Consider the following 6,922-nt stretch of genomic DNA (forward strand, 5'->3'; position numbering starts at 1 on the left):
AAGGTAGTATATAAGACTGGAGGAAATAAAGTGAAGTTTCCACATGATTTTTTATTCGGAGCAGCATCTGCTTCGTATCAAATAGAGGGTGCATGGAATGAGGATGGGAAAGGAGTAACCAATTGGGATGTCTTTTCAAAGATACCGGGGAAAACGTNNTCATCGCTACAAAGAAGACATTAAGTTAATGGCAGAGATGGGTCTTGAATCGTACCGGTTTTCAATTTCATGGGCAAGGATATTGCCAACAGGTGACGGGGACGTCAATGAAAAAGGATTAGAATTTTATAATAATGTAATTAACGAATGTTTAAAGTATGGAATTGTTCCATTTGTTACAATGTATCATTGGGATTTACCTTTGACGCTCGAAGAAGACGGAGGATGGACGAATAAACGAACAGCAGAAGCCTTCGTTAAGTATGCTGAAGTGTGTTACCGGGCATTCGGGGACAGAGTTAAACATTGGATTACATTTAATGAAACAGTTATGTTTACGGGATTAGGCTATCTAAAGGGTGCACATCCACCTGGGATCCAAAATGATGAGAAAAAATACTTCCAAGCAACCCATTATGTGTTTTATGCCCATGCAAAAGCGGTTGAAGTTTATAAGGAACTGAATCAGTACGGAGAAATCGGGATTACCCATGTGTTCTTACCAGCCTTCAGTGTGGATAATCAACCGGAGAATGTATTAGCAGCAAGACATGCCAATGAATATGAAACATTTTGGTACTATGACCCTATTTTAAAAGGAGAATATCCGTCTTATGTGGTTGAGCAGTTAGAGGAGAAGGACTGGACACCAATCTGGACGGAAGAAGAGCTAAATACGTTAAAACGAAATGCAAGTAAAAATGATTTTATTGGACTTAACTACTATCAGCCAATCCGAGTGGAAAAAAATCACGAATCTGCATCATCGATGGAACATTCAAGAGAAACATCTACATTAGCACCAGGTAACCCGTCATTTGATTATTTTTATCGTACAGTCAAAATGGTGGATAAAACATATACAAAATGGGGCTGGGAAATCTCACCGCAAGGATTCTTAGATGGGCTGCATATGTTAAAAGGGCGTTATGGTGATATTAAAATGTATGTAACTGAAAACGGCCTGGGTGATGAAGATCCGATAATCGAAGATGAAATTGTTGATGTGCCTCGTATAAAATATATTGAGGAACATTTAAAAGTGGTTAAGCGTGCGATTCAAGAAGGCATTAATCTTAAAGGGTATTATGCTTGGTCTGTGATTGATCTATTGAGTTGGTTAAATGGGTACAAAAAGCAATACGGATTTATCTACGTGGATCATAAGGATCACTTAAACCGAAAGAAAAAGCTTTCTTTTCACTGGTATAAGCATATTATTGAGACTCGGGGAGAAGAGTTGTAGATAAAAGAACCTCTTGATTTTTATCAAGAGGTTCTGTGTATAATAGAGGCAGAAAAGTTTGAACGAATAAAAGGGAGACTTTATGGCTGTTAAATACAAAGAAATAGCTGATTGTTTAGAACAAGAAATTCGTGATGGGAAATTTGATCACACGAAAAAGTTGCCGACAGAGGATGAACTGATAAAAAAATTTGAAGTGAGCCGAAATACGATTCGAAAAGCCATTAATCAGCTGGTCAATCGTGGCCATGTTTACCAGGTCCAGGGCAGTGGCATGTTTTTAAGGGAAAAGTCTGAAACTGATACCATTAATTTAGGGAGCCTTAGAGGCTTAACTGTAGATTTGGCTTCAAAAATCATTGATACGAAAATACTGACTTTACAAGTTGTAGAAGCGGATGAAATCATCGCTAACCAAATGCGGTGTGAAGTCGGCTCAAAGGTTTATTATATTAAGCGGCTGAGAATGGTAGATCATGAGCCTTTCTCTATTGAAATTAGTTACTTTAATAAAGATATTGTACGGTATTTAAATGAAGACATTGCTTCGAGTTCTATTTATAATTACCTGATCGATGACCTTAAATTAACGATTGGTTTTGCTGACAAAGTTATTACCTGTGTGAAAATTGATGAAGCTGATGCAGAATTGCTGCATGTTCATCCGCTAGATCCAGCGTTGATTATTGAAAATACAGTTTGCCTAACCAATGGAACCATCTTTGAAGTATCTAAGTCATTATTCCACTACCAAAAAGCAAAAATCTTAAATCGAATTAATTTTAAATAAAACCGGTTAAGAATACCTATCTTAACCGGTTATTTAATTGGCCCCGAATTGTTTTTTACTTACTTCGTATGTGACATGCGCCCTTCATCATACATTTTCTAAAAGGGATCTTTTTAACGGATTTCACTAGAATAACGCACCTGCTGCAAGAAACTGAGAAAAGGGAAATGAACACACAGGAGGGGCTGAGCATGAAATTCACGATCCAGTATATTCCTATAACCAAAATCAAGCCAGATTTATCGATGAAAATTACAGAGCACCTTAAGAGACTGCAGAGAGTCATGTGGGATTGCATGTTTGTTTTGGTTGTCAAAAAAAATCGCAAGGATGGCAACTACATTATTGTTAGCGGGCAAGATCGATTCGAATCCCTTAAAAAACACACGAAAAATATTTATGCTCCCTGTATCGTCGATAAAAGCAGCAGTTCCACTGGAATGATCTCGTGGTTTCATCGATTCCGAAACAAACAACCCCTGGATGACTTTCCTTTAATGCCTGCCAGTTGGTCGATCGTCCGCTCTTTTTTAAAACAAGAACCTCGTTTTAAGCAATTATCCCGATCCGACCAAATCAAAGTCCTTCTCATCGCAGCAAAATACAAGAAAACCGTAATTTATTCCATGAAAACGACAGTGCATGAAATTCTAAAAAGTAAAAATTAATTCCCAATAAAAAAAAGCCCGATTTTACCTCCATGTTTGAAGTGAAATCGGGCCATTCATTTCATAAGCTTTCTAACTTAAAAAAATGGTGCACTGTCATGGACTTGTTTTGATGACAATTGTGATTGAAGGATGGTACATAATGTTGTAACTCCCTGTTGTAACAAAGGCTCGTTCATATAAGAGTAACTTATACGTAAGTGATGGTTTTCTTGCTCGACTGGATAACATGCCGACCCAGGCAAGAAAGTTAGTTGCTGTTTCTTCGCTTCTAAAAGGACCTGATTACTATCTAGCCAAGAAGGAAGACTGATCCATACATTTAATCCACCATCTGGGATTACCCAAGATACTCCATCGGGCATATGTTGTGAAAGTAACTCAAGGACCAAATCGCGGCGAATTCTTAAAGCCGTTCTCAATTTTTTATAGTGATCGATCATTCGTTTAGAGTTAATAAAAGGTAGAACGGATTTTTGTGTGAGTAAAGGACTGCCCAGGTCAGAATTGGCCTTGGCAGCCAATAGTCGATTAAATACAGTGCCAGAAGCAGCCAAAATACCGATTCGACAACCCGGGGCAAGTGTTTTGCTTAACCCTTTCAAGTAAATCACATGACCGTTATGGTCTAAACTTTTAATGGGTGACGGCGGCTTTTTATCAAAATAAATTTCACCCCATGGGTCGTCTTCGATAATAAGACACTGGATACTTTGTGCGATCTCAAGCATTTGTCTGCGGCGTTTGGATGTCATAACCGCACCAGTAGGATTATGAAAAGTTGGAATGGTATAGATAATTTTGGGTTTATGTTTGTCACATAAATTTTGGAGGATATCTACACGCATACCGTCCTTATCAACAGGGACGGTGAGGATAATAGCGCCTCTCCCTCGAAAAACATCAATTGCTCCCGGGTAAGTGGGGGCCTCCATAACGACCACATCTCCCGGACCAACAAATGTACGAGCGACAAGGTCAATCCCTTGCTGCGAACCACTTGTCACTAAGATGTTCTCGGGAGTGGAAGGAACTCCAACTCTCTTCAAATACTCATCCATTGCCTTTCTAAGGTGAATGTCTCCTTGGATTTCTCCGTATTGAGACAATATTCTAGGGTTATCGGTGAGTATTTGGTGAATCTCACGTTCTAAATAACGATTCGGAAGAAGTCCGGGATCAATCATAGAGGAAGAAAGGTTAATCTTTTCAGGGACTAGATGAAATCGGCCAAATTGCGATCTAGGTAAATAATCTTGAACAGATAACTGCCAATCATACGAAAACAACTCATCATTGCTTTCCTCAGCTGCTTTTCTGTTCATCTTTACAAATGTTCCTTTTCCTTGGATAGAAGTGATAAATCCTTCTTGTTCCAATTGCTGGTACGCCTTTACAGCAGTAACCAAACTTACTCCTAGTTGTTTTGATAGATCGCGGACGGAAGGTAATTGTAAACCATCTTGAAGGAGTCCTGAACGAATGCGATCCACAATAGACTGATAGATTTGTTTAGATAATGAAACTTCAGCATTTCGTTGAATTTCGATTTGCATTATATTTATCCCCTTAGTGTTATACTTCCGTATTGAGTGTTATATAGTGTTCCATATAAACTACTCGTAAATAATTATTTTACATTATAACACTTGGAGGGCGTATTGGATGAAATATTATGTTGTTGATGCCTTTGCAGAAAAAGTATTTGAAGGAAATCCAGCTGGGGTATGTATTATGAATGATTGGATCCCAGACGAGGTTATGCAGAAAATCGCATTAGAGAATAATTTATCTGAAACCGCATTTGCTGTAAAAGAGGAAAAAATATATAGGCTTCGCTGGTTTACTACTGGAGGAGAGATCAACCTTTGTGGTCACGCAACATTAGCAACCGCTTATGTGATTTTGAATTTTGTAGAAAAACAAGTGGAATCCGTTCAATTTGATACGTTGAGTGGAGTGCTTACTGTAAATAAAATAGGGGACTTGTACGAATTGGATTTCCCAGTTGTATCATCAGAAAAGTTAGCTGTGACAGAACAAATGATTGAAGCCTTAGGAGTTATGCCGCTCGAAGCCTATTTAAATCGAGACCTAGTTTTGGTATTAGAATCAGAAGAAGCCGTGAAAAATGCTGATCCTGACTTTTCAAAATTAGAAAAACTACCGGTAGGCCTTGGCGTCTGTATAACCGCTAAAGGAAATGATTGTGATTTTGTTTCTAGAGGATTCTTCCCTAAGCTAAAGGTTAATGAAGATCCTGTGACTGGTTCTTTACACTGCAGCTTGATTCCATTTTGGTCTGAGAGACTAGAAAAAAGGGAAATGGTGGCTAAACAGTTATCCAATAGAGGCGGAACCCTGTATTGTAAACTCGAAGGGCAGCGAGTGAGGATGGCCGGAAAAGCAGTACTTTATTCAATTGCGGATTTACATATTGGGTATTAAGATTGGAACATGCGCAAATGTGAAGAGCGGCATTTGTGCCGCTTTTTCACATTCGATTCCTATGTTGACAGGTGTGTTATTATAAACTTATTCTGAAAATTCACAACAACCGGAGGATAAAAAGACTTGAGACGGATTCATTATAGTTGGTTTATTTTATTGATCACATTCTTTTCTATTATTGTAGCAGGCATTGTTCGGTCCTCTTCAGGAGTGTTGATTGTCCCTTTGGAAAATGCATTCGGATGGGACCGTTCATTAATTTCGATGGCATTTGCGATTAACCTTTTACTCTACGGCATTTCCGGGCCTTTTATGGCAGCGCTGGTGGAGGAAATCGGTTTAAAGAAAATGATGGTCTTAGCCATGACTACACTGCTTATCGGTGTTTTGCTCACTCTTTTTATGGCGGAACCGTGGCAATTAATGATCATTTGGGGAGTAATCATTGGCTTAGGATCGGGGTTGTTCTTAACAATATTAAGCCCCTATGTTGCAAATCATTGGTTTGAAAAAAGAAGGGGGCTTGCAGTTGGCATTTTGACTGCGAGTACAGCGACGGGACAGTTGATTCTATTACCACTTTTAGCCATAATCATTGAAGAGTATTCGTGGAAATGGGCCATTGCTTTTATCCTTATCCTGAGCTTCATTATGTTGGTTATCATCCTACTATTTATGAAGAATTCACCAAAAGAAATAGGACTTCTTCGATATGGATTAGAAGAAGATCCGCCTGCACAGCAAGTCGTCGAAAAGAATAATCCGATCATTATTGCCTTTCGCACATTGATTGAAGCAGTAAAAGTGAAGGAATTTTGGTTACTTGCAGGCAGCTTCTTCATTTGCGGCCTTTCGACAAGTGGATTAATTGGTACTCATTTTATTTCTTATTGTATCGGCTTTGGATTTACGGCCGTTACAGCAGCTTCGATGCTTTCGTTTATGGGGATATTTGATTTAATTGGAACCACTCTTTCAGGTTGGTTATCAGACAGGTTCGATAACCGTTGGCTGCTGTTTTGGTATTACGGTCTAAGAGGTGCCTCACTCGTTTTACTGCCTTTTGCACTATCTGAAGGTTCTATTACTCTACTTGTTATTTTTTCCGTTTTTTATGGATTAGATTGGATCGCAACCGTACCGCCTACGATTAACATTTCACGGCAAATTTTTGGAATTGAAAAAAGTGTCGTGGTCTATGGCTGGATCTTTGCGGCCCACCAATTAGGTTCTGCTGTAGCCGCTGGTGGAGCCGGGGTTATCTATAATATCTTCACATCCTATACATGGGCCTTTGTGCTGGCAGGAATGTTTTGTTTGTTAGCCAGTCTATTTGTGATTGTGATAAAAAAACAAAATGTAAATGTTGAAGTGAAACAAATCTATAAAGCATAGATTATAAAAGGCCGTATCGTATAAACGGGTTTTGTTCCCAACCAATAAAGATCGGACTCTCATGATCCTTGATGCGGGAAACAGCATCTTTTTGAGAAAGCATTATCCTTAATTAAGTAACCAGCAAAAGTGAAATAGGCGGAGATTTTTCCCTTAAGTGCACAATGGAACACGTTTCGTGGTAAATAAGGGGAGGTTTTCCGCTTATGCAAA

The 6,922-nt window shown here is 38.8% G+C and carries 5 protein-coding genes and 1 pseudogene; 5 read left to right on the forward strand and 1 reads right to left on the reverse strand.

The genetic code is table 11. From position 1 onward, the window contains the following. The first annotated feature begins 30 nt into the window (after positions 1 to 30). The 3 genes and pseudogenes from V7659_RS07945 to V7659_RS07955 all read left to right on the forward strand — a co-directional run bounded on the left by V7659_RS07945 (position 31) and on the right by V7659_RS07955 (position 2,863). Positions 31 to 1,405 (forward strand): annotated as a pseudogene (locus V7659_RS07945) (glycoside hydrolase family 1 protein). An 82-nt stretch (positions 1,406 to 1,487) separates the two neighbouring features. Beyond that, on the forward strand, positions 1,488 to 2,195 hold the full coding sequence (locus V7659_RS07950; protein WP_335539273.1) for a GntR family transcriptional regulator: 708 nt from the start codon (positions 1,488 to 1,490) through the stop codon (positions 2,193 to 2,195). Positions 2,196 to 2,386: 191 nt separating this feature from the next. Beyond that, entirely contained in the window at positions 2,387 to 2,863 is a 477-nt protein-coding gene (locus V7659_RS07955) for a hypothetical protein (RefSeq protein WP_335539274.1), read from the forward strand. Between the two features lie 77 nt (positions 2,864 to 2,940). Here V7659_RS07955 and V7659_RS07960 read toward each other — a convergent pair whose 3' ends face one another. Beyond that, the gene (locus V7659_RS07960; protein ID WP_335539276.1) at positions 2,941 to 4,419 is read right to left on the reverse strand and encodes a PLP-dependent aminotransferase family protein; all 1,479 of its coding nucleotides are present in this window, start codon (positions 4,417 to 4,419) and stop codon (positions 2,941 to 2,943) included. Positions 4,420 to 4,528: 109 nt separating this feature from the next. On the opposite strand from V7659_RS07960, the gene V7659_RS07965 reads away from it, so the two are divergent. After that, entirely contained in the window at positions 4,529 to 5,311 is a 783-nt protein-coding gene (locus V7659_RS07965) for a PhzF family phenazine biosynthesis protein (protein WP_335539278.1), read from the forward strand. A gap of 126 nt (positions 5,312 to 5,437) precedes the next feature. Beyond that, positions 5,438 to 6,709, forward strand: coding sequence for an MFS transporter (locus tag V7659_RS07970; protein WP_335539280.1), 1,272 nt, complete (start codon positions 5,438 to 5,440; stop codon positions 6,707 to 6,709). Positions 6,710 to 6,922 lie beyond the last annotated feature (213 nt).

It is taken from the genome of Neobacillus drentensis (assembly GCF_036966985.1).
In the GTDB taxonomy this organism is placed as follows: domain Bacteria; phylum Bacillota; class Bacilli; order Bacillales; family Cytobacillaceae; genus Neobacillus; species Neobacillus drentensis_E.

Coding starts and splice junctions, on each gene's coding strand:
- V7659_RS07960 (WP_335539276.1), bottom strand. CDS start 4,419: ATGCAAATCGAAATTCAACGAAATGCTGAAGTTTCATTATCTAAACAA.
- V7659_RS07965 (WP_335539278.1), top strand. CDS start 4,529: ATGAAATATTATGTTGTTGATGCCTTTGCAGAAAAAGTATTTGAAGGA.
- V7659_RS07955 (WP_335539274.1), top strand. CDS start 2,387: ATGAAATTCACGATCCAGTATATTCCTATAACCAAAATCAAGCCAGAT.
- V7659_RS07950 (WP_335539273.1), top strand. CDS start 1,488: ATGGCTGTTAAATACAAAGAAATAGCTGATTGTTTAGAACAAGAAATT.